21 protein-coding genes and 2 riboswitches are annotated in these 19834 nt (G+C 37.2%); of the genes, 13 read left to right on the forward strand and 8 right to left on the reverse strand.

The genetic code is table 11. The annotated features are described in order from the left end of the window. Positions 1 to 55 precede the first annotated feature (55 nt). On the forward strand, positions 56 to 235 hold the full coding sequence (locus J1899_RS12485) for an H-type small acid-soluble spore protein (protein WP_214474053.1): 180 nt from the start codon (positions 56 to 58) through the stop codon (positions 233 to 235). Positions 236 to 489: 254 nt separating this feature from the next. On the opposite strand, the gene J1899_RS12490 is transcribed toward J1899_RS12485, so the two are convergent. Then, positions 490 to 825 carry a DUF3889 domain-containing protein gene (locus J1899_RS12490; protein ID WP_214474054.1) on the reverse strand — a complete coding sequence of 112 codons (336 nt, stop codon included), beginning with the start codon at positions 823 to 825 and terminating at the stop codon, positions 490 to 492. Next, a complete protein-coding gene (locus tag J1899_RS12495) occupies positions 809 to 952 on the reverse strand; it encodes a hypothetical protein (RefSeq protein WP_180320213.1) in 144 nt (47 codons plus the stop codon). Before J1899_RS12495 ends, J1899_RS12490 begins: the two co-directional genes overlap by 17 nt. Positions 953 to 1114: 162 nt before the next feature. Between J1899_RS12495 and J1899_RS12500 the strand changes: the two genes are divergently transcribed. Continuing rightward, entirely contained in the window at positions 1115 to 1423 is a 309-nt protein-coding gene (locus tag J1899_RS12500) for a hypothetical protein (RefSeq protein ID WP_066445102.1), read from the forward strand. A 185-nt stretch (positions 1424 to 1608) separates the two neighbouring features. On the opposite strand, the gene J1899_RS12505 is transcribed toward J1899_RS12500, so the two are convergent. Then, positions 1609 to 2178 carry a hypothetical protein gene (locus tag J1899_RS12505; RefSeq protein ID WP_214474055.1) on the reverse strand — a complete coding sequence of 190 codons (570 nt, stop codon included), beginning with the start codon at positions 2176 to 2178 and terminating at the stop codon, positions 1609 to 1611. 133 nt (positions 2179 to 2311) lie between these two features. Between J1899_RS12505 and J1899_RS12510 the strand changes: the two genes are divergently transcribed. From J1899_RS12510 to J1899_RS12530, 5 genes are all read left to right on the forward strand, one after another. Further along, positions 2312 to 2503, forward strand: coding sequence for a hypothetical protein (locus J1899_RS12510; protein ID WP_066445097.1), 192 nt, complete (start codon positions 2312 to 2314; stop codon positions 2501 to 2503). 155 nt (positions 2504 to 2658) lie between these two features. Next, positions 2659 to 2756, forward strand: a riboswitch (SAM riboswitch). A gap of 72 nt (positions 2757 to 2828) precedes the next feature. Beyond that, positions 2829 to 2935, forward strand: a riboswitch (SAM riboswitch). A 126-nt stretch (positions 2936 to 3061) separates the two neighbouring features. Then, entirely contained in the window at positions 3062 to 4093 is a 1032-nt protein-coding gene (locus tag J1899_RS12515) for a methionine ABC transporter ATP-binding protein (RefSeq protein ID WP_214474056.1), read from the forward strand. After that, on the forward strand, positions 4083 to 4733 hold the full coding sequence (locus J1899_RS12520; protein WP_066445092.1) for a methionine ABC transporter permease: 651 nt from the start codon (positions 4083 to 4085) through the stop codon (positions 4731 to 4733). The genes J1899_RS12515 and J1899_RS12520 overlap by 11 nt, the downstream gene beginning before the upstream one ends. Positions 4734 to 4751: 18 nt before the next feature. After that, positions 4752 to 5567, forward strand: coding sequence for a MetQ/NlpA family ABC transporter substrate-binding protein (locus J1899_RS12525; protein ID WP_214474058.1), 816 nt, complete (start codon positions 4752 to 4754; stop codon positions 5565 to 5567). 72 nt (positions 5568 to 5639) lie between these two features. Continuing rightward, on the forward strand, positions 5640 to 6851 hold the full coding sequence (locus tag J1899_RS12530; RefSeq protein WP_214474059.1) for a M20 family metallopeptidase: 1212 nt from the start codon (positions 5640 to 5642) through the stop codon (positions 6849 to 6851). A gap of 101 nt (positions 6852 to 6952) precedes the next feature. Here the strand turns inward: J1899_RS12530 and J1899_RS12535 are convergent, their stop codons facing one another. The 4 genes from J1899_RS12535 to J1899_RS22745 form a co-directional block, all read right to left on the reverse strand. Next, the gene (locus J1899_RS12535; RefSeq protein WP_214474060.1) at positions 6953 to 7531 is read right to left on the reverse strand and encodes a glycerol-3-phosphate acyltransferase; all 579 of its coding nucleotides are present in this window, start codon (positions 7529 to 7531) and stop codon (positions 6953 to 6955) included. A gap of 68 nt (positions 7532 to 7599) precedes the next feature. Further along, the gene (locus J1899_RS12540; protein ID WP_214474061.1) at positions 7600 to 8751 is read right to left on the reverse strand and encodes an acyl-CoA dehydrogenase family protein; all 1152 of its coding nucleotides are present in this window, start codon (positions 8749 to 8751) and stop codon (positions 7600 to 7602) included. A gap of 166 nt (positions 8752 to 8917) precedes the next feature. Continuing rightward, complete coding sequence (locus J1899_RS12545; RefSeq protein ID WP_214474062.1) at positions 8918 to 11083, reverse strand: beta-propeller domain-containing protein; 2166 nt, start codon at positions 11081 to 11083, stop codon at positions 8918 to 8920. A gap of 205 nt (positions 11084 to 11288) precedes the next feature. After that, complete coding sequence (locus J1899_RS22745; protein WP_281420578.1) at positions 11289 to 11417, reverse strand: hypothetical protein; 129 nt, start codon at positions 11415 to 11417, stop codon at positions 11289 to 11291. A gap of 476 nt (positions 11418 to 11893) precedes the next feature. Here J1899_RS22745 and qoxA point away from each other — a divergent pair, with 476 nt between their 5' ends. The 4 genes from qoxA (at position 11894) to qoxD (ending at position 15726) form a co-directional block, all read left to right on the forward strand. After that, positions 11894 to 12820 carry a cytochrome aa3 quinol oxidase subunit II gene (gene qoxA, locus J1899_RS12550; protein ID WP_214474063.1) on the forward strand — a complete coding sequence of 309 codons (927 nt, stop codon included), beginning with the start codon at positions 11894 to 11896 and terminating at the stop codon, positions 12818 to 12820. A 77-nt stretch (positions 12821 to 12897) separates the two neighbouring features. Beyond that, positions 12898 to 14847, forward strand: coding sequence for a cytochrome aa3 quinol oxidase subunit I (qoxB, locus tag J1899_RS12555; protein ID WP_214474066.1), 1950 nt, complete (start codon positions 12898 to 12900; stop codon positions 14845 to 14847). Beyond that, positions 14844 to 15440, forward strand: a complete 597-nt coding sequence (gene qoxC / locus J1899_RS12560; protein ID WP_066445068.1) for a cytochrome aa3 quinol oxidase subunit III — start codon at positions 14844 to 14846, stop codon at positions 15438 to 15440. The genes qoxB and qoxC overlap by 4 nt, the downstream gene beginning before the upstream one ends. A 1-nt stretch (position 15441) precedes the next feature. After that, positions 15442 to 15726: a cytochrome aa3 quinol oxidase subunit IV gene (qoxD, locus tag J1899_RS12565; RefSeq protein ID WP_066445065.1), complete on the forward strand. Its 285-nt coding sequence runs from the start codon at positions 15442 to 15444 to the stop codon at positions 15724 to 15726. Between the two features lie 39 nt (positions 15727 to 15765). Here the strand turns inward: qoxD and J1899_RS12570 are convergent, their stop codons facing one another. Next, positions 15766 to 16008 (reverse strand): hypothetical protein, encoded by a 243-nt coding sequence (locus J1899_RS12570; RefSeq protein WP_066445063.1) that lies wholly within the window; start codon positions 16006 to 16008, stop codon positions 15766 to 15768. A gap of 276 nt (positions 16009 to 16284) precedes the next feature. On the opposite strand from J1899_RS12570, the gene J1899_RS12575 reads away from it, so the two are divergent. Together J1899_RS12575 and J1899_RS12580 are read left to right on the forward strand one after the other, a co-directional pair. Then, a complete protein-coding gene (locus J1899_RS12575) occupies positions 16285 to 18024 on the forward strand; it encodes an AAA family ATPase (protein ID WP_246586475.1) in 1740 nt (579 codons plus the stop codon). Positions 18025 to 18268: 244 nt separating this feature from the next. Next, entirely contained in the window at positions 18269 to 19588 is a 1320-nt protein-coding gene (locus tag J1899_RS12580; RefSeq protein WP_214474068.1) for an ATP-binding protein, read from the forward strand. Positions 19589 to 19834: the final 246 nt, after the last annotated feature.

Raw genomic sequence — 19834 nt, forward strand, 5'->3', positions numbered from 1 at the left:
AAAATACGCTTGAAATGACAAAATAACCTATATATATGAAATAGGAGGAACATCAGTGAATATTGGGCGTGCCATTGAAATATCTTCTGCTGCAGAAACCTTTAACATCACTTATATGGATGAGCCAGTCATCATCCAACATGTAGATGAAAACACTAAAACGGCTAGGATTTATTATAAGAAAGAACCTGAGCGTGAACATGAAGTTCCAGTACTTTATTTAATTGAAGAATGAGAAGTTAAAACAAATCTTGCTGCCTCTTGAGAGAAGGCTTTGGCAGGACATTGGAGAAACTTTCTTTCCATTACTTCCTGTTGATTTAATACCTCTATATCATTCGCAGCTGGTTTTCAAGCAAACAACAGAACTAACCCGAAAGATTAGACAGCCTTTTATGATGACTGCTGCTAATCCTTCGGGTTATTTATTGTTTTTCTTTAACTAAAACCTTTTGCATAACCTTGAACTTAATAGTTTACATAATATTATTATTGTTTAGTCTTTAATATTTGAATGTTTTGTAATTTATTCGTTTTTTGATCTACTCTAATTTTTATTACAATGCCAAATTCCTCTTGTCCTTTTTTCGCCCACAATTTAAATTGCTCAATTGCCGTCTCACCTTCATCAGTTCGTCCCTCATAGCGATAATCGACTATTTGAGCGTCTGGGAATTTTTGTTTCGCAGTTTGCATGGCAAGTCTTCCCCACTGTGCGTAGCCATCTTGAACCACTACGAATTGATGTGCTAACGGCTCTGCAGAGTGAATATTAGCAGAAAAGACTAATGAAAAAATCAGAAATAGACTATTTACCAAAACCATGTTGTTCTGCCTTTCTCAAATGCTCTATTTTAGCACGCTCTCTTTCTTCATCCACTAAAATATAGGCAATTTGTTCTTCTAATAAATGATGCATAATGTCTTTATCATCCATACGATTATCTTTCATCGTAAGCCTCCCATCCTTTTTATATTCAGTTTGAAGTTAGCTCTGTTTTTTTATGCGTACCGGAAAAATTTTTTACGAATTGCTTTTAAAGTATGCAAACATGTTTCTAATCTATGAATTGGTGAAATAGGGTATATATGAACAAAATGGAGATGATCATCTATGCCTGATATTTATAAATGCAAAAATTTTAGCAAGACAGGTAAAATTCAGCTTCCAAGTAAATGGCGAAAAGAGTTCGGCCTGCTGCCCGGCAAGCTTGCTGAACTTACGTATGCAAAGAAACAGGTGGTTATTCAAAAAGCGCGGACAGGTACAACAAATAATAAAAGAATTATTACCGAAGGCGGGGCAATATATATTCCGAAAGAGCTGCAGCTGCTGCTCAATGTAGATTGTGAGCATGAATATTGTCTATTCATTGATGCCATAAATGAAGCATTTATACTGCGGGTTCTTGATGCAGACTAATCAAGCTAAGCTCCACCAGCTTTAATAATTAATAAGCATAGCGGTCCTCTATCAAGAAAAAACCGCACTTATTCAAAGTCTGCATTACGAGTTTGAATAGTGCGGAACTAAATATGTAAGCTGTGTTTCGCTGGAATTTCTAATGATGTCTCAGCCAATTTTGATTGATGAATAGAAATAGGAGCTTAACAAATTCTCTTTCCGATCAATTTTGACAAGGATATACAGAAGTTTGCCCATTCCTTCGGATAAGAATCGTTACCCTTCATTTTGTATATTTTGCCTTTAGTCTCAAGTTTTACATCCCAATACGTATCTTCTAACCTTAAACCATCGTCTTCATAAAATTCTAACCAGTTCCATATGCAGTAACGATACATTTGCCTTTTAAACGCTGCAAGATTCCCTGCTCTTTTAGGAAGTATTTTTGTATTAGAATGCCTGCTCAAATGCCACTCAAAATAATGAAAATGCTGTTGTGCAAAATCTATATTAATTTTATACCAAGGCCCTGGATGACCCCCTAAAGAAACACGCAATCGAATGGGATCTTTATTTGGATCAATCATTATAGATCCATCTTGAACTTTGAATAAATCTTTTTTTCGCGTAATGACTGCCTCTACGTCAGCTATTTGTACACTTTGCCCTATATCTGCTTTTCCATTCTTATCATTTATCTCATCACATAATTCAGGCATTGAGATGGGACCTTTATCGTCTATAATATCTAATATCGTATCAAACATACTCAAACCTCTTCCCCCCAAAGCACTCCTTGGTAAATAACTTAATACTATCTTACCTTTTTTTTCTTATGATAAAACCAAAACCTCGCATGGATATTTTACGTATCTGTTAGCAAAGCTAACACAAGGAGGTGTTACAATGGATAACAAAAACATCGGGAATAATAAGCTGCCGTCGTTCACTAAGCTGGATGATCGAATAATTGCAAAGCATTCTTCAAGTCCATCACTAGTCATTCGCACGAATTTAGACGAGAAAGACGCAACAGAACAAAACCCTTATTTTAATGGATCAAATGAAAAAGAAATTAAAGAATATTTCGAGGAATAGGAAATAGAATGAAAGGAATAGTAATGTAACATCCGGAAAGTTTATCACTTACTATTTCAAAATAAAAAATATACTATTTTAAAAAATGTTTGACATCTATGATTTAATGCGTTAAATTAATAATCAAGTTTTAAAAAAACAAAATACGAACACACTTCTTATCAAGAGAGGTTGAGGGACTGGCCCTATGACACCTCGGCAGCGGAATTTAATTCTGTGCCAACTCCAGCAAGCACGGCTTGAAAGATAAGAAGAGGTCATGACGTTTATTATTTATTGCCCTCTTCTTATTTTAGAAGAGGGTTTTTATTTTAACTAAATAATATTCTTATCTAGAGAGGCGGAGGGACTGGCCCTATGACACCTCGGCAGCGGCTTCCTCCTGAGAGGCTGTGCCAAATCCAGCAAGCAGAACAGCTTGGAAGATAAGGAGAACGGATTGCAGTATTTTTTTGCAGGTCTCCTTCTTTCTTTCAAGAAGGAGACTTTTTTATTTTAAAAGGAGCTAAGGCGCTTGCGCTTTTCTTATGAAACACAACGGAAATGGAGATGAAAAGTTTGATTGAATTTCAGCAGCTCAGAAAGGTATACGAAAGTGGCGGACAGCAGGTTGCTGCGCTTAACGGTATCGACCTAAAAATCAATAAAGGAGAAATATTTGGTGTCATCGGTTTTAGCGGTGCAGGTAAAAGCTCGCTCATTCGCTGTGTGAACCTGCTTGAACGTCCGACATCTGGTCATGTCATTGTAGATGGACACGACCTTACTTCCCTGTCTGTCAAAGAGGTCAGAAATGTTAAGAAGAATATCGGCATGATTTTTCAGCATTTTAATCTATTAAACTCTAAAACTGTTTTTGCCAATGTAGCAATGCCGCTTACTTTAGTGAATACACCAAAAGACCAAATAAAAAAACGTGTACACGAGCTGCTTGAGTTTGTCGGTTTAGCTGACAAGGCAGATAATTACCCTGATCAGCTTTCAGGCGGACAAAAGCAGCGAATTGGTATTGCGAGAGCCTTAGCAACCCAGCCTTCCATATTGCTATGTGACGAAGCAACATCTGCACTGGACCCGCAGACAACAAGCTCTATTTTACAGCTTTTGAAAAAAATAAATAAAGAATACAACATTACTATTTTAATCATTACCCATGAAATGTCTGTTATTAGAGAAATATGTGATCGGGTTGCCGTCATTGAAGCCGGAAAAATTATTGAAGAAGGAACTGTTTTTGACGTCTTCTCTTCTCCAACTACATCAACAGCCAGAAATTTCGTCAGCACGGTCATGAATGATCAGCTTCCAGAATCGATCAAGGAACTGATTCAGCAGCACGCAGGCATGCAAAAAATCTTCCGCATAAATTTTGTCGGAAACAAAGCTGGACAGCCGCTATTATCGGAAATTTCCAAGAAATTTGATATTCATATTAATGTCCTTTTTGGCAATATTACAGAATTGCAGGGAACTCCGTTTGGCAACTTAATTGTAGAGTTCCAAGGTGACGAAAAAGAAATTGCCCGCACCTTAACTTATATCCAAGAAAAGGATATAAGCATTAAGGAGGTGAATGAACATGCTAGCTAATACAGATCAAATTATCGAAGCACTGATTGAAACGATTCAAATGGTCACTTTTTCACTTTTGTTTTCAACCCTGCTTGGACTGCCTCTTGGTATCTTGCTGGTTGTCACGAGAAAAGGTCATCTGCTTCAAAACTTGCCTGTCTTTAATATTTTAAATGGAATCATTAATATTTTCCGTTCAGTACCATTCATTATTTTATTGGTTGCGCTTATTCCAGTGACAAGGCTAATTGTTGGCACATCTATTGGAACAGCAGCTGCAATTGTACCTCTTGTCTTTTATGCTGGGCCATATATTGCGAGATTGGTAGAGAACTCTTTGTTGGAGGTTGACCCAGGCGTTCTTGAAGCTGCTGAAGCAATGGGCGCTACTCCATGGCAGGTCATTTCTAAATTTCTGCTACCTGAGGCTCTAAGCTCCCTCGTCCTTGCGCTCACCATCGCAACCATCGGGCTTGTAGGGGCAACAGCAATGGCAGGAGCAGTTGGCGCCGGCGGTATTGGCGATTTAGCCATTACATATGGATATCAGCGTTTTGATGAAATTACAATGATGATCACTGTAGCCATTCTTGTGGTCATTGTGCAAGGGTTACAAAGCTTAGGGAATTTTACAGCTAAAAAAATTAGACGAAGATAATTTAGGAGGAAATACATCATGAAAAAACTTATACTATCAAGCATATTATTAGCATTTGCGGGTTTTGCAGCAGGCTGCTCCAGCGACAGTTCGGAAACGGTGAAAATCGGAATTAGCGGCACGGATACGAGAACTTGGGATTTTATTGCTGAAAAGGCAGAAAAGGAAGGCATTGACATCGAAATCGTGTCTTTCTCTGATTACGTAGCACCAAACACAGCACTTGCAGAAAATGAATTAGATTTAAACGCATTCCAAACGGTTGCCTACTTTGATGTTTTTATTGAAGAGCATAATTTAGACCTTGTTCCAATTGCTACAACAGTTCTGGCTCCGATGGGTATCTATTCTGACCAATACGAAGACGTTAATGATATTCCTGATGGTGCTAAAATTGCACTTCCGAATGATGCATCGAATCAAGGACGTGCATTAATGCTACTTGAAGATGCCGGATTAATCGGACTGCCAGAAGATTTTAATTCTAACGGCAACTTAACTCAAGTAACCGATAATCCGAAAAACCTTGAATTAGTTGAAATGGTTCCTGCTCAAACTCCAAGAGCATTGCCAGACGTTGCTGCATCTCTTATTAACAATGGAATTGCACGTGATGCAGGACTTACTCCATTGACTGATGCCATCTACCATGAAAGCGAAACGGCAACACCTTACATTAATATTATTGCTGCCAACGAAGAAGACAAAGATAACGAAACCTATAAAAGAATTGCCGAGCTTTACCAGGAAGAAGATACTGCAGAATTTATTAAAGAAGAATACGATGGCAACTTAATCCCTACTTTTGTGCCACTTAGCAACATTGGCTGGTAAACCGTCACACTAAAAATTCATGGAGGTTTTTGCTTTTAGCAAGAACCTCCTCCATTATAAGGAGGAAATACAATGAGCTCATCTACTCAATCAGCAGCTGTTTTAAAAGAGAAAATTATTCAAAATGTTGAAGACAACAAATCTGTATACATAGAAACAAGTCACAAAATTCATGAGAACCCCGAAATAGGAAACGAAGAATTCTTTGCCTCTTCCCTTTTGACTGAACTGCTTGAAAAAGAAGGTTTCACTGTGGAAAAGGCCGTTGCAGGGCATGAAACTTCTTTTGTCGCACGCAAAAAAGGCAGCAAACCCGGACCATCAATTGCATTTTTAGCTGAATATGACGCTTTGCCAGGAATTGGTCATGCATGCGGGCACAATATTATTGGCACGACAAGTACAGCTGCAGCTATTGCATTAAGCAAAGTGATTGAAGAAACTGGCGGTGAAGCTGTTGTATTTGGAACACCTGCTGAAGAAGGCGGACCTAACGGCAGTGCGAAAGGAAGCTTTGTAAAACATAATCTAACAGATGGAATAGATGCGGCTTTAATGATTCATCCAAATAGTGAAACACGTTTAACTGGACCTTCTCTTGCGGTTGATCCGCTTGATTTTGAATATACCGGCAAACCTGCACACGCTGCTGCTTCTCCGCACGAAGGCATTAATGCACTAGACGCGGTTATTCAATTGTTCAATGGAATTAATGCATTAAGACAGCAGCTGACAGATGATGTGCGTATTCATGGAATTATCACACATGGCGGAGATGCTCCGAATATTATTCCTGAATATGCTAAAGCAAGATTCTTTATTCGTGCAGCAACTAGAGCAAAATTAAATGAAGTTACTGAAAAGGTAAAAGCAGTTGCAGAAGGCGCAGCCTTAGCCACTGGTGCAAAATTAAATGTTATTGCTTTCCAAAATGAAGTTGATAACCTACTTGCAAACGAAAAATATGATGAAATATTTAGAGAAGCTGCTGAAGAATTAGGAGAAACTGTCATGGGCGTACGCGAAGGGCTTGGCTCAACAGATGCAGGAAATATCAGTCAAGTGGTGCCAACCATCCATCCTTATATTAAGATTGGTTCAAGTGACCTTATACCTCATACTGTTCCATTCCGAGAAGCAGCTGCTTCTCCAAAAGGAGATCAGGCTTTGATTACAGGTGCCAAGGCACTTGCTTTAACAGCACTCAAACTCGTAACGGAGCCGGAAACTCTTGCAGCAGTTACTGCAGAATTTCATGAAAGAAAAGCCTTAGAAAACAAATAATTCTATCTAAATAATGAAAACAAAGATAAACCCGAACGATTGCAGTATTCATCTTCTGTCTAATCGTTCGGGTCTTTTGCTGCTTTAGCTTAAGCTATGTATTAAATGGAAGTGAATTTTTCTATAAAGTAACCTCTTATGTCTTTCTCGTGTGCTACAATAACGACCAAAATGATAAGGAAAAGCAAAAGAGCTTCTTCTAAAGAAATGTGAAAAACAAAATAAGCTGTAAATGGGATAAGTATAAAAGAACCAAGTCCAGCTATCGTAAAACTTTTAGAAATCGGATAAAAGATAATAAATCCTAGAATAATCAGAACCGCCATGAAAGGCTCAAAAGCAAGAATTCCTCCTATAAAGGATGAAATGCCTTTTCCGCCTTTAAATTGGAAAAGAATTGGCTTAATATGGCCAATAATAGTCAGCAGAAGTGCAAATAGCGTTTCGCTCGGCGATAACTGAAAATAAAAACATACTGCTACAACAATTGCTGCTTTTACTGCATCGCCTAAAAACGTAAAAACAAAAGCCTTTTTTCCATACAAACGTCCTGCATTTCGTGCTCCGGGATTACCAGATCCTGTTCCCCTAATATTCCCTTTTTTAAACAGACTGCTGATTAAAACACCAGTCAAAAGATTTCCAGTAAAATATGCAAACAGATAGATAATGAACACCATAATGTTCTCCTAGCGAAAATATACTTCCCGTATTATAACATGTTCCTTGCCAATTATTTTAAAATGTTTTACTTTTTCTGATCAATTGAAAACGCAGCAAGCTGTTCAATGGTCATATCATCCATAGGAGGATTATGCAGACCTGCCCTAACATCCCGGTAGTATCTTTGCAGCGGATTATTTTGTGCCAAACTATGCGCACCGACAATTCTCATAGACAAATCAACAATTTTCAATGCACTATTTGTAGCTTCATGTTTAACAGCTGATAAAATGGGTGTCATTGTATTTCGTTCCTCAGCTTCACTTTCATCCCACCCTTTTGCAGCTCCATACATGAAATAGCGGGACTTCATGATCTCTAGCTCAATCTCGCCAAGTTTTTGACGAACATTAGGCAATTCAATAATTGGCCTATTAATACTAGAAGGAGAATATTCCTTTGCAAATTGGATGGAATAAGATTGAGCTGCCCGTGCAATTCCTAGATAACACGCAGGAATATGAAGAAGCCAGCCGTTAGCCTGTTTGGGACCCTGCTGCATTTTTTCAACTAGAAAATTACGATCAATGACTACATCCTGGAAAATAACATCATGACTGCCCGTCCCTCTCATCGCTACGCTATTCCAAGTTTCTTCTATTATAATACCCTCTTTGTTTGCAGGGATAATAAAGCTTCCAACTTCCTCCGTTTCTGTAATCGTTGCTGTTACGATCATATAATCGAGTACAGGGGACATGGTTGCAAAGCTTTTCCTGCCATTTATGATCCACTTATTATTGTGCTTCTTTGCAGTTGTATGCGGTTTGCCTCCTCGTGTCGGACTGCCTGTTTGCCGCTCGGTTGCCAACGTATTTATAAGGGCACCATTCAAAACTTCACCAGCTAACCATCGAAGAATGCTTTCATCCCATGCTTTTTTCTCGAATAGGTTGTGAACAATCCCCATATGCCATCCAATTGAAAGGGCAGTAGATCCATCTCTTTCTGCTATGGTCTCCTGCAGATGCAGCAGTTCGGATAATGAGATTCCTTTACCTCCATATTCTGCAGGTACTGTCAATGCAGTATAGCCGGACCTCTTTAACTCAGTCATATTTTCAAAAGGAAACGTTCCTTCCTGGTCATGTATATGTGCCCTTGTTCGAAAGTTTTCAGCTATTTTCTCAAGATAGTGCAAACGCTCTTTGGCATCATTTGTTTGTAAAAAATTCATTATAAATCCCTCTTTTCCTGTCGGATTATATAATTATTTTACTGGATTTATTTTCTGATGTGAACTACTGTGACTTCAAGTTTGTTATCAAAGGTTGGTTTGAATTTATTTATGTTAGAATAATTTTAAAAAAGACTGCATGCCAAGATGCAGTCTCGCTTCCTTCCTAGTTGATTTCTACAAAATTTTTTCTCCTGTAGGAATCCATATCATACGCTGATATGGCATTTGGGGAAAGTGCGTAGATCACGTTGTTAATATAAACGAGTCTATCAATTGTATCTTCCCATTCTTCGTATATTGCATCTTTATCCTGATGTGTCACCATCTCTTTTATTGTAAAACCTTTCTCTACATCAATACCATAAATATAAGCACCCTGAAATGTAAATTTACTATCATACTGATTATCTTTCATGTTTTCATATACCATAATGGGAAATGCGAAAATATCTTTATTTTTATCAAAAAGTAATGCTTTGTGATCATAATTTAAAGGTGAATAGGTTCCTCTTCCGCCAATAATCTCTGTGAATTTTTCCTTCGGATTCTTCATGTCACTCACGTCAAATAGTGAGATTTTAATACCTTCAGTAAAGACGAGTGGATCGCTTCCGTTTTTGCCTGCTTCAACCCTTGTATCATAACCAAATCCAATTAAATGGTTTTCGTCATAAGGATGTAAATAGTTGCTGAAACCAGGAATCTTCAACTCGCCTAAAACTTTAGGAGACCTTGGGTTACTGCTGTCTATAACAAACAATGGATCTGTTTCTTTAAAGGTAACGATATATATTTTATCACCCATAAATCGAGCAGAATATATTCTTTCTCCTCTCGCTAGGTCCTCAAGATTACCTGTCTCATTTAAGTTTTCGTCTAAAATGTAGAGATTATTAGCTGAAGGGGTGGAATCGTTGAAAGTATTCCCTTTTGTTGTTGCTATTCTGAAATAACCATCATGCTCATCCATTGAAAATTGATTCAAAATGGTGCCGTTTATTTCGGCGCTCGCCATCATAACGGCTTTTAGACCTTCAAACTTAAATTTATAAATCGTTGTATCCGGACTAAAATCTTCAAAGCTCTCTTCGCGCAGTGGCATTAATGAATAATCAGCCGAAGCCATATAAAGATAATCTTTTGACATATACATATTGTCACCGCTGCCAATAAAGGAGGATATTACTGCTTCTTTGGTATTTTGGTTCAAATCAAAGACAGCAATATTGGTGAAGTTTTGATCTTTTGATTCTGGTATATAATTGATATTTTTTAAATCCACACGCTCAAAGGATTCCGCTTTTGCAGTATCCTTAAAAATTGGTCGAAGGTCCATATCTGGCTTCTCCTCTAACATCCAAATATCTGGATATTGACTTGTTACCATAAATACTTTTCCTTCCTTCATCCTTGCTGCTGTTAAGGAACCCTCCACTTCAACTTCTCTTATTACTTTTGGTTGTTTTTTACTTTCGATATCATAAACAATTGCTTTTACACTTTGATAATATGCGGGAAAAGAAATGTCTTGAACTTTGTTTTCAGTACCCTTTTTATTTTCTCTATAACTGTGTCCTAATACAACAAGCTGTTTTTCATGCAGAAACAGAGAATGCGGACTAAAATCATGAGTGAATTTCAGTACAGACATGACTTCCATTTCATTAACTGGATGAGCAGATACAATTTGCACTTCGCCATCTGCTGCCCGGTAAATGTATTGACCATCTGTTTTTACCGAATCTGCTTCATCAACACCTTCAACTTGGATATTTGTTTCTGAATACTGTCCGCCTTCCCCGCTGCTTTCCATACTGCTGTCCTCTGCAGAACTTGCATCGCTATAAAGTCCAAACCCTTTTGAACGCCCTTTATCTTCTAACAGTTTTAGGAAATGGTCATTTATTTGAGCAACGGATTCAGCTTTTGGCAATGTAAGCTCAACACTAAAAAGCTGTTCTTTTTGAGAAGCTAATCTTCTTCCGTTCACTGATTGAATGTCCTCTGTCAGTAATAGCTTGTATGAACCTGTTCTTGCTTTATAGCCTGATTCGGGAGGTTTAACAATGATGCTCTTTTGATCATCACTTAAGTTTATGTCAATATCTTGTTTCTCACCTTGATCGTTAATGACAGATACAGTTTGTGAATTAACTGTTTTTTGATCTAACTTTCGTGAAAAATAAATCTTCCATGTTTTATTGCTGAGCACCTCCACATTTTCATTTTCAATCTGGCTTACAACCTTTAGCTGCGTGTTCAGAATAACAGCAGCAATTGCCGCAGGAACAAGCAGCAAAATGCACATAACAAGCCATATCTTTTTCATCGCATTTCCCCCTTTATTCCTTTTGACGAGAACAATTGGAAAATGGTTACAATGAAGCAACAGAATTCTTAGCGGCTTAATTTAGCCATATATAATTGAATTCCGTGTACTCCCCTTTCTTTTCTGTTACTGCCACCACTATAAAAAAGGAGCTTCGTGATTACCGAAGCTCCTTTCAATAAGAATCCTTAATCCTAAATTTTTATTACCAATCTTGTGTACTATCAAGCAAAAGATCTATTTCTATATGTCTGATTAGATGCGAAAGATCTTCATCAGCCATATCGGATGTATCATCTAATATTTGGTCTATGTCCGCATTAAAGATTTTCATAATCAGACTCCTTGTAACATGAATGCTCCATTAAAGAATATTTTGTGACAATAAATTGAACTTTACATTTACAATACAATACGGGGTTAAAGACTTTTTTCTGGGGGTATAGATAGTTGAAAATATTTTACCCAGATATGTACATATTTAAACTGCATTAAAATGAATTTTTATAAGAAATGAATTATAGTAAAAAAACTTTAGTTGCTCTTACAATATGGGTTAAAAGAGCTTATATTACTCTAGGTTTATCGAAAATACTAATAAAAAACAGGAGTTACCAATCATTTACTAGTCTATTTATGAACTTTTTGTGACAAAAACACGTCTCCTAATCATGAACATTTTGTGACACAAATCACAAATGATTGTAATTAACATTATATGAGACTAATATAGAGACTGTTAATGTGAACAATTTATAGTTTAGTAATGATGAAAATTATATTTCATTCATTGATGAAAGGAGCACAATAATGAAACTTAAATCGGCAATCCTCTTTCTAGTTATTACTATTGCCACAGTGCTTACAGGGTGTGAACAATTAATTGTTCTGGATCCAAAAGGCCCGCAAGCAGAAACACAGGCAAATGACATTATCATCTCAGCTAGTATCATGTTATTTATCGTATTGGCTGTGTTTGGTATTTTGGCCTACATGTTAATTAAATACAGAGCTTCAAAGCAAAAAGAAGATTATGAACCGCCGCATATTGAAGGCAGCATACTCGTTGAATCAATTTGTGTTGGTATTCCTGTCCTGATTGTTGCTGTTCTCTCTTTTATGTCTGTGCAAAGCAACTATAAAGTCGAAGCAACTCCAGCGGGATATGAAGATAAAGAACCTTTAGTTGTTTATGCATCATCTTCAGCATGGAAGTGGCATTTCAGCTACCCAGAAGAAGGAATTGAAACGGTAAATTACCTATACATTCCAACTGACCGTGCTCTAGAATTCAAATTATACTCTTTTGGAACAATCAGCAGTTTCTGGATTCCGCAATTAGGCGGACAAAAATATGCTATGTCCGATATGGTTAACACTTTGCACCTTGCTGCAGATGTTCCTGGTGAATATATGGGAAGAAATGCAAACTTTAATGGTAAAGGCTTTGCTGAGAATACATTTAATGTTACAGCAATGCCGCAAAACGAATTTGACGACTGGGTAGAAGAAGTGAAAGATACAGCTTCACCTATTACTGAAGAAAAGTTTGATGAACTACTTGAACCAGGTCATCTTGGTCAATTAACCTTTACCGGTACACATCTTGACTTCCTTCCAGCTCCTGAAGGTGAACATGGCGGACATAATCACGGATCTTCTAGTAATGAAGACGATTCTGATGAAGAAAATCATGAAGATCATGATCATGAAGACCACGATCATGAGGAATCCTGAACATCATCATTAATAGGCAGATTATATATTTAAAGCTAGTAAACTTGTTTGTTATACGTGAAAGGAGATAAAATCGTATGGAATTCTTTGAACGATTCGCCATACCGCATCCAAGCCCGGCAATATACGCTTCCATGGTCGCTATTGGGTTAACCGTTATTGCCATCATCGCTGGATTAACTTACTTTAAAAAATGGGGTTATTTATGGCGCGAATGGTTAACAACTGTTGACCATAAACGAATCGGTATAATGTATTTAATTTCTGCGCTTCTTATGCTGTTCCGCGGTGGCGCTGATGCAATCATGATGAGAGCTCAGCTGTCAATGCCGGAGAACAAATTATTAGATGCACAGCACTATAATGAAATATTCACAACTCACGGAGTTGTTATGATTATGTTCATGGCAATGCCATTTATTATGGCACTGATGAACTTTGTTGTACCTTTGCAAATTGGTGCGAGAGATGTCGCTTTCCCACGTTTGAATGCTTTAAGTTTTTGGTTATTTTTCATGGGAGCAATGCTCTTTAACATCTCATTCGTAATCGGCGGTTCACCTGACGCAGGCTGGACTTCGTACTTCCCGTTAGCAGGAACCGAGTTTAGTGAGTCAGTCGGGACGAACTATTATATGATTGCCCTGCAGATTGCTGGGATCGGTACTCTGGCAACAGGGATCAACTTTATGACAACCATCTTAAAAATGAGAGCACCTGGCATGACTTTAATGAAAATGCCTATGTTCACATGGTCAGCTTTTATCACAAATATTATTATCGTTTTTGCATTCCCAGTACTAACAGTTGCTCTTGCAATGGGTACACTTGACCGTCTATTCGCTTCTAATTTCTTTACAACGAATAATGGCGGAATGGACATGTTATGGGCCAACCTGTTCTGGGTTTGGGGACATCCTGAAGTATATATTTTAGTATTGCCTGCGTTTGGTATATACAGTGAGATCATTTCAACTTTCGCGCGCAGAAACCTTTACGGCTACAAATCAATGGTCGCATCAATGGTTATTATTTCATTGCTTTCGTTCCTTGTTTGGGTTCACCACTTCTTTACAATGGGTCAAGGCGCGTTTGTTAACAGTATCTTCTCAATTACAACAATGGCTATTGCCGTCCCAACAGGTGTAAAAATCTTTAACTGGCTGTTTACACTCTGGAAAGGAAAAATTGTTATTACGACACCAATGCTTTATTCCCTGCTTTTCATTCCGCTATTTACAATCGGCGGAGTTACCGGAGTAATGCTAGGAATGTCAGCAGCTGACTATCAGTATCACAACACAATGTTCTTAGTTGCTCACTTCCATTTAGTTATTATTCCAGGCGTAGTATTCGCTATGCTTGCAGGTTTAACTTATTACTGGCCAAAAATGTTTGGCTTTATGTTAAACGAAAAACTTGGAAAATTAAGTGCGTGGATTATTTCCATCAGTACACTTGTTGCTTTCATTCCAATGTTCTTCTCTGGTCTGGATGGTCAGGCAAGAAGAATGTACACATATTCTGAACAAGCAGGCTTTACAATGTGGAATATGATTTCTTTTGTTGGAGCAGCCGGCCTTGCAATCGGTTTTGCGTTGATTGTCTATAATATTTACTATAGTATTCGTTACGCTCCAAGAGACATCGGTTCAGATCCATGGGATGCAAGATCACTTGAATGGGCTACACATAGTCCAGTACCGGAATATAACTTTGCAATTGTTCCAAATGTTGATTCAACTGAAGCATTCTGGGATGCTAAAAAGAAAGGCCACAAGCTGTTTAAAGGTGAACTCGAAAAGATTCACATGCCAAACAACAGTCCAATTCCTTTCATCATGAGCAGCATCTTCTTTGTATGGGGCTTCTCATTCGTATTTGCAATGTGGATTCCTTTAATTATTGCAACAATCGGAATTTTCGGCTGCATGGCTTATCAGTCATTTGAAAAAGATCATGGCCGCTATATCTCTGTCGAAGAAATAAAAGAAACTGAAGAAAAACTGGGAGGTCCTACCGTATGAAAATAGATCATTCACTCCCTCTTGAATACAGTACACAAGAAAATCAAATGAAGATTTTAGGCTTTTGGATTTTCCTTGGCGCTGAAATCATGCTATTTGCTACACTATTCGCTTCCTATTTTGTTCTAGCACCAAGAACTGGAAGCGGTCCTGCTGGTTCTTCTATTTTTGAATTAACACCAGTGCTGGCTGAAACTATTCTGCTTTTAACAAGCAGTTTCACAATTGGGCTTGCGATTCACGCGATGAGACTGGGAAGAACAAAACCAATGTTAGTCTTCTTTGGAATCACGCTAATTCTTGGTCTTGCGTTTTTAGGTGTTGAGATTTACGAATTTAATCATTATATTCATGTGGGTGCTGCCTTGCAGACAAGTGCATTCACCTCCATCCTTTTAACAACATTAGGGACGCATGGAGCTCACGTAACATTTGGTCTTGTATGGGGATTATTCATCATGATTCAAATTAAGAAGAATGGTTTAACACCTCAAACTGCTAATAAATCTTTTATATTCTCTCTTTACTGGCACTTCCTGGATGTAGTTTGGATCTTTATTTTCAGCTTCATCTACTTGAAAGGAATGATGTAATATGAAAGAGTTATTTCCTATAAAACAAGTTATGGGCTTTATCTTCTCTCTTGTTTTAACAGCAGTAGCTTTAGCCGTTTATTTCTTTGATATGTCTTTTACTGCGGGAATGACAATCCTGCTTGTCACAGCATTTATACAAGCAGGTCTGCAGCTGGTTATGTTTATGCATGCTGGAGAATCAGAAGACAAAGCTCATATTTACACAAATGTCTATTATGGAATCTTTATTGCCATTGTTACAATACTAGGTACTTTACTGACAATGGTATGGGGTTATGTATAAACTGCAGAAACAAAAAGGAGCGACTAATGTCGCTCCTTTTTATCTTTTGAATAAAAATCCGCGTGGCGTTTTTTCCGATTTTTCTAATGTTTCCTCTGTTGCTACAAAGAATACACCCATTAAGAAAATAAAGATCGCTCCCATTACTGTTCCGATTCCTATTGGGGTAAGAATACTGGAACCGCTTTCAAGGAAACCTATCGTAAATAGAATAATGCCAATTGATAAAATTGAAATTCCACAGTATCTAATTGCCTTTAACATGGTTCGATGTTTACTCATATCCATCACCCTCCTGTACCTCTATAATATTCTTTTGTTCACAAAATTGTCAATTTATTTTCACAAAATGTTCTATATTTATATATTGACTTTTTTCGACCTCATTAAACATCTTTCATTTCATTGGAAAATATAGGATGAAAGCTCAAAATATTTAGCTGAGTGTATATACTGCCTGCACTTAACCAATAATTACCACGTTTAAAAGCATTGTATTGCTAACACTTAGGAGACAAGTAGTCTATAATATATATAGATATATAAGGAGGTATTAGGTTGAAATCACTTTTTAGAAAAGGCTCTTCATTTCTTTGGTTAGCAGCAGCTTCAGTCGTGATTTTAGCATTATTGTTTACTTTCATGAATACGAAAGGTACAGAAACAACGATCCCATTCTCTCAAGTTGAAAATATCATTTCTGCATCAACAAATGAGTCATCCATTAATGAATATAAAAGTGGAAAATTAATCATCGCAGCCGATGATCAAGAATATATTTCACATGTTCCCCCAAATAGTGATATGGTAAACAGCCTTGTTGAAAATTATGACTTACAATACAGCTATTCAGCATCAAACCCTTACACAATTATGATTTTAATTTTTCTAGTCTCCGTTATGGCTGGATTTGGTTTTTACCTTTTCAAATCTGGTAAAGGCGGATTAGGCGCAGCTAACTCAATGAAGCAAAGTGTTTCTAAGCCGAAGGAGCTGCCTACTATTTCCTTAGAAGACGTGGGCGGTATTCAGGAGGAAATGAAAGATGAAATCCTTCAAACACTTGCAACCCTTAAAGACCCTGAAAAAGCATTACGCCTGGGAATTAAACCGCCAAAAGGCATATTATTATACGGTCCCCCTGGTACAGGAAAAACTTTGCTTGCTCAAGCGATTGCCAAAGAAATTGGCGCTACGTTTTTTAGTACAAGCGGTTCTGCATTTAATGAAATGTTTGTTGGTGTTGGTGCTTCGAGGGTACGCTCCCTTTTTCAAAATGCCAGAAAACAAACTCCTGCAGTCGTATTCATTGATGAAGTAGACTCGCTTGCAGGGAGAAGAAAACAGCATGGCGGTGAAGAAGGAGAAAAGACATTAACTGAATTGCTTGTTCAGTTAGATGGAGGTCTCTCAAACGAAGGGATCCTTTTTATCGCAGCAACGAATAGACGGGATATGTTAGACGAAGCATTTTTGCGGCCTGGCAGAATTGATTTTTCTTTCCATGTTCCTCTCCCAGATACAAAAGGACGTAAAGAAATTATTGATATCCACTCTAAAAACAGGCAGTTAGCTCCTGATGTCGCTGCGTTTTTAGGTCAGCTTGCTGAAAGCACATCTGGTTTCTCTGGCGCTGACTTACATTCTCTTTTTGAAACAGCCAGCCGACGGGCAGCTAAGTCCGGCCAAGAGAATATATCACGTGAGGATCTTGATTTTGCATTAGACAGAACCATTTTAGGAACCAGCAGCCGAGCTTTACAAGATGCCGATACAAAAAGAAGAGTTGCTATTCATGAAACTGGTCATGCTATTGTCGCTGCCATTACGAAACCCGGTTCAGTTCGTAAGGCTACTATAATCCCGCGCGGTCAGGCGCTTGGATACGTTGCTCCAATTACGAAGGAAATGCAGCTGTCCACTGCTTCAGAGCTTTTAGATCAAGTAGCAATGATCTTAGCCGGCGGAACTGCTGAGAGATTATTATTAGGTGAACACAGTATTGGAGTCAGCGGTGATGTAAAACAAGCTAAATCAATTATTGAGCAAATGGTAGACACCGGTTTGCTAGAAGACGGCTTTACACTCACATTTAGTACGAAGCAAAAAGAAGAAAAAATGCAGGAACTATTTCAGAAAGCTTTATTTAAAGCAGAAACCATTATTAAGAATAATCGTCCTCAATTTGATGAGCTTGTTGAGGCATTACTAAAATATGAAACACTTGAAGGCAATGAGGTTCAAAGAATTGCAGATCATGTCAGCACTGAGCAAACTGAACACTTAGTTATTGTTTAAATGATCTTTAACAAATTCACCAAACCGTCTTTAACATTGAGAGGTCTCCCTCTATGTGGACCCTAATCCACATAAAGCGGAGGCTTTTTCAATTGGATCAATTATATGACATTAAATCTAGTTTCATAATCTGATAAAACCTCTACTACTTCATCTCCTTTTAAAGTTAAAACAAGTCCTACTTTTCTACTATAAGGAATAAAATTACAGTTTTTTCAATTAAAAACAAGGATTTTACAGATTTATGTCTAATCCAATAAGAGTATATTCTGTAGTCGGAGGTTTTATTGTGTATGAGTTTGTTGCTGAATTAGCCTTACATTTTTTTGTTATGATGATGATTCCGTTAAGCTGCTTTATTTTATATAGAAGGTGCATGGATACCAAAACCACTATTCTATTTGCGATTGCCAATTTTGCTGCACTATTTTTAACTATGTCATTCCCTGCTAATATTTCAGGGAATATTCATTTTGATTTAAAATTTATTCCCTTATTCATCGTTTTTTTCTATATACGCCCTGCTATTGGAATCTTGTTTGTTGTATTTATTATTTTATTTAAATCCTTGGTTAATCCAAGTGAAGTGCTTTTTTTACTTTTAAACTATGGAATTGCTTCAGTCATTTTTATAATCATGTCTACTTTTTACAAAAGATTTTCTTTTATGCAAAAAATTATTTTTGGTGCATGTTTTTATATTCCAATTACACTGACAAGATACTTAGCGATTGTCAGATCTGGAGATACGGATGAAATACTGAATTTAATTTGGTTTTCCATTATGTCCGCCATAACATTAACAATGGTTATTTATCTTATCGAATTAAATAACATACAGCTATCTATGATGGTACAGCTGCAAAACTCAGATAAAATGAATGCAATTAGTCAATTAGCTGCTTCTGTAGCACATGAAATTCGTAATCCAATGACTTCTGTAAGAGGCTTTTTGCAGCTCATTAAAAGTGACAATAACCTTACAGAGGAGCAAGGAATGTTTATTTCCATTTCGCTAGAAGAATTAAAGAGAACAGATCAAATTATTAATGATTTTCTTTCTCTCGCACGCCCAGAGACAAAAAGCAATGAACTTATTTCCTTAACCAAAACAATAGAAGAAGTCTTTAGCTTTATGAAACCGTATGCAAATATTTCGAATGTCCTTATCGAATGCGATATTGAACAAGATCTCTTTATATTAGGAAATTCACATGAGATGAAGCAGGTACTCATTAATATAACAAAGAATGGTATAGAAGCGATGCAATCAGGAGGAAGCTTAACTATTAAGGTCTATCAAAGTGATGGAGAAGGTGTGGTAGATATTATTGACCAGGGGATTGGTCTTTCAGAGCAGCAGCTCACACAATTAGGACAGCCTTATTATTCAACAAAAACAAAAGGAACTGGTCTAGGACTCATGATTTCCTTTGACATCATTAAACGTATGAATGGGGAATATAAAATTAAAAGCAAAGAGAGATGCGGAACAACATTTTCTTTACTATTTCCACTCGTACCTGCCAAGGATTATCGCGGCATTTCGACAAAAATTAGTTAATATAAAAGAATATGCGACAAATTCGATTCTATTTATTGTTTATTTTACATATAAAAAGGTGTTCATGTACTAAATTGTCTGATTATGCGCTTTCCCGAGAAATAATTTTCAAATTTTCAAAAATATCCTTATGAATGTTGTTCGAAAATACTTAACCTTTAAGCATAATTTATCATAAAACGATCAATCACTGTCTATACTAATTCATGAGCCGTCCACAATCTTTCACGCAGCGACTGCGGGACT

The sequence above is a fragment of the Cytobacillus gottheilii genome (genome assembly GCF_018582665.1).
Lineage (GTDB): Bacteria > Bacillota > Bacilli > Bacillales > Cytobacillaceae > Cytobacillus > Cytobacillus gottheilii.